Source organism: Blautia sp. AM47-4, assembly GCF_003479865.1.
Classification (GTDB): Bacteria; Bacillota; Clostridia; order Lachnospirales; family Lachnospiraceae; genus Fusicatenibacter; species Fusicatenibacter saccharivorans.
Window position 1 is genome coordinate 1 of sequence record NZ_QUHY01000076.1, and the last position, 2,204, is coordinate 2,204.

The following is a 2,204-nucleotide window of genomic DNA, read 5'->3' on the forward strand; positions in this document are numbered from 1 at the left end:
GCTTCGGGTCATGTTGGCCCGAAGTCATTCCCCGGTGCCGCTCCCCGCCGCCTTCGTTTCGGTCACTCGTCAACCAACAACCGAAACGGAGGTCAATATGGCTATTATCAATTTGCGGGACTATTACCCATTCTATATATCGGATTGCTTCATGGAAGTATCGGAAGAAGTTGCAGAAATGTTCAAAGAGTTTGATCGTAAAGAGGCTGCTTATCGGCTGCGTACATACCGCCACAAAGCCTACTATTCCCTTGATCGGGATGACGGGCTGGAGCATGAGGCTGTCTTTGTCGCTTTATCTCCCCATGAACTGTATGAGCGGAAAGTGACCATGCAGGAACTTCACGTAGCGATTACCAGTCTGCCAGACAAACAGGCAAAACGGATTTACGCCCATTTCATTCTCGGCATGACCAAACAGGACATTGCCCGGGCAGAGGGCGTCCATGAAAAAGTAGTTCGTGTCGCAATCGAGCGAGGTCTGCGTCGCTTAGAAAAAATTTTGAAAAATTCTTTGTAAGGCGTACCGATTTAGGCCGGAAAATGAAATGGCTTATGAGAGGTAAAACACTTCGGGTCACAATGGCCCGAGGTTCAGACAAGCCTCATGCAGATTGAAAATTGAATAAAAAGACACCCGGATACGAAGGGGAACGCGCTGTGTGACAGACCCGCCATGACCTCAGATTTCAGAGAATACAGTCTTTGTAAAACTGAGCGAGCGAACAGGTCCATGCCATAGGTGGGGCAAGGCTGGCTCCACCGGAACAGGCGCAGAACCCGGATACTTGCGTTTAGTCACAGTCCGAGCGTTGAAGCGGCCTTGCAAGCCGTGAGCCGTCGCAGGCAATGAGAACGCCTTGCCATCAGAATGGGGAGAGTTGAAATACTATGGGGCATGAAGCCTATGTCCGTCCGATGTGTCTGAAATGAAGTGAAAACCTATGGGGAGTCCCCGGCAATGCTGTCTGATGATAGGCCAACCGATCCGGCGCGGCTCCCCATCTTTTCAACAAAGGAGCACTTTATGGGAAATGCGTTTGGAATGATCCCCGGCTTGGAACCGGACGAATGGAGCAATGACGCCTGCCGTGGTTATGTCATTATGGCAATGGAGGACTGCGGATTTTCAAAGAAGGATATACGGCGTGTTGTGGGGCAGCTTTATGAAGTATTCGACCTCAACAGCGTGGAGGACGCCAAAGAAAAGTACCTTTCCAGTCCTTACTGACCTCGGGCCACATTGACCCGAAGTGGAGAAAGCTCAAAGGGCGGCACCTGCTGGGTGCCGTCTTTTGACATTTCCCCACGGGACAAGTGGGAAAGGCTGGCATATACACGCACTTTCGCAAAGGAGGTTTTCAATGACGCAAGCTGTCACTTATGAACGAGAAACAAAGTCTGTCGCATTTCAAGGGAAGATCATTGTGCTGGAAAGCCTCACGCCGGTACTTCCCCCGAAGGAGAAAGCACAGCGCAAAAAAGAAATTGAGCGTTGTCTTTATGAGGTGTTCAGCAAATATGGGGACAGATTTCCCTAATCATTCGCAACATTGTTGTCCGGGGCTGCTGATGGTATAATATAGTTGTAAGGTTGGTAGCTCCATTCCAACAAGGAAAGGAGCCCAATATGGAATTTATCAGAGAAGATTGTATTTACGCAAGACAGTCAGTAGACCGCAAGGACAGTATCAGCATTGAAAGTCAGATCGACTTTTGCAAGTATGAATTGAAAGGTGGGAGCTGCCGGGTATTCAAGGACAAAGGCTATTCCGGTAAGAATACGGACAGGCCGGAGTTTCAAAAGCTGCTGGGCGAGATCCGCAAGGGAAAGGTCCGGCGGGTCATCGTGTATAAACTTGACCGTATAAGCCGCTCTATTCTGGACTTTGCAACGATGATGGAGCTGTTTCAAGAGTATGATGTGGAGTTTGTATCATCCACAGAAAAGTTTGATACTTCGACCCCGATGGGACGGGCCATGCTGAATATCTGCATTGTATTCGCCCAGCTTGAACGTGAGACAATTCAGAAGCGTGTCACAGACGCCTACTATTCCCGGTGTCTGAAAGGCTTCCACATGAGCGGGCAGGCGCCATACGGTTATCAGTTAGAGCCTACTGTGGTAGAGGGTATCCGCACAAAGAAAATGGTTGCCGACCCCGTAGCCGCCGACCATGTTCGGCTGATGTTTGAAATGTACG

At 49.7% G+C, this 2,204-nt stretch carries 4 protein-coding genes; all 4 read left to right on the forward strand.

What is annotated here, in order from left to right; translation table 11 throughout:
* Positions 1-97 precede the first annotated feature (97 nt).
* Positions 98-520, forward strand: coding sequence for an RNA polymerase sigma factor (locus DW965_RS18505; RefSeq protein ID WP_119198670.1), 423 nt, complete (start codon positions 98-100; stop codon positions 518-520).
* Positions 521-961: 441 nt separating this feature from the next.
* On the forward strand, positions 962-1,231 hold the full coding sequence (locus tag DW965_RS18510) for a hypothetical protein (RefSeq protein WP_119198671.1): 270 nt from the start codon (positions 962-964) through the stop codon (positions 1,229-1,231).
* Positions 1,232-1,364: 133 nt separating this feature from the next.
* The gene (locus DW965_RS19435; protein WP_005927581.1) at positions 1,365-1,541 is read left to right on the forward strand and encodes a hypothetical protein; all 177 of its coding nucleotides are present in this window, start codon (positions 1,365-1,367) and stop codon (positions 1,539-1,541) included.
* Positions 1,542-1,630: 89 nt separating this feature from the next.
* Positions 1,631-2,204, forward strand: a 574-nt coding sequence (locus DW965_RS18515) for a recombinase family protein (RefSeq protein ID WP_147398821.1), incomplete at its 3' end; no start/stop codon positions are given.

Coding starts and splice junctions, on each gene's coding strand:
- DW965_RS18505 (WP_119198670.1), top strand. CDS start 98: ATGGCTATTATCAATTTGCGGGACTATTACCCATTCTATATATCGGAT.
- DW965_RS18510 (WP_119198671.1), top strand. CDS start 962: ATGCTGTCTGATGATAGGCCAACCGATCCGGCGCGGCTCCCCATCTTT.
- DW965_RS19435 (WP_005927581.1), top strand. CDS start 1,365: ATGACGCAAGCTGTCACTTATGAACGAGAAACAAAGTCTGTCGCATTT.